At 55.3% G+C, this 582-nt stretch carries 1 protein-coding gene; it reads left to right on the top strand.

Annotated features, from left to right (window positions below; translation table 11 throughout):
- Window positions 1–97: 97 nt before the first annotated feature.
- On the top strand, window positions 98–582 hold a 485-nt coding region (locus A3730_RS25830), incomplete at its 3' end, for a DUF1285 domain-containing protein (protein ID WP_063539275.1).

The raw sequence follows: 582 nt of genomic DNA, 5'->3' as shown, positions 1-582 counted from the left end.
CGTTTTACCAGAAGCAAATTGACGACAAGGATGACTTTCTGGATTTCCTGATCGAAATCGGTATTCGCATGGGGAACAAGGGCCAGCGGGGGCCACGATGAAACAGGCCGAAGAGCTGCTGGCACTACTGGAAAAAGCCGCCGGAGATGAAACCGGCCTGCCTCCGGTGCATCAGTGGAAACCGGAACGGCATGCGGATATTGATATGCGCATTGCCCGCGACGGCACCTGGTTTTATCAGGAATCGCCCATTGAACGGGAAAGAATGGTGGCGTTGTTTTCCACCATCTTGTTGCGCGAAGACGATGATTATTTCCTGGTTACCCCGGTGGAGAAACTGCGCATTCAGGTGGACGATGCGCCCTTTGTGGCCACGGAAGTGCAGCAGGTGAAAGAAGGCGAAACCACCAAACTGGTATTCACCACCAATGTGGGCAGCCATGTGGTTGCCGGCGCGTCCCATCCCCTCTGGGTCAATACTGACAGCGAAACCGGTGAGCCTTCCCCGTACCTGTGTGTGCGGGATAATCTCAATGCCCTGATTGGGCGCTCAGCCTTTTATCAGCTGGTCGACTGGGCCGA

The sequence above is a fragment of the Alcanivorax sp. HI0044 genome, assembly GCF_001634945.1.
Note: the sequence above shows the minus strand (reverse complement) of the source record. Positions and strands in the feature narration are given on the sequence as shown.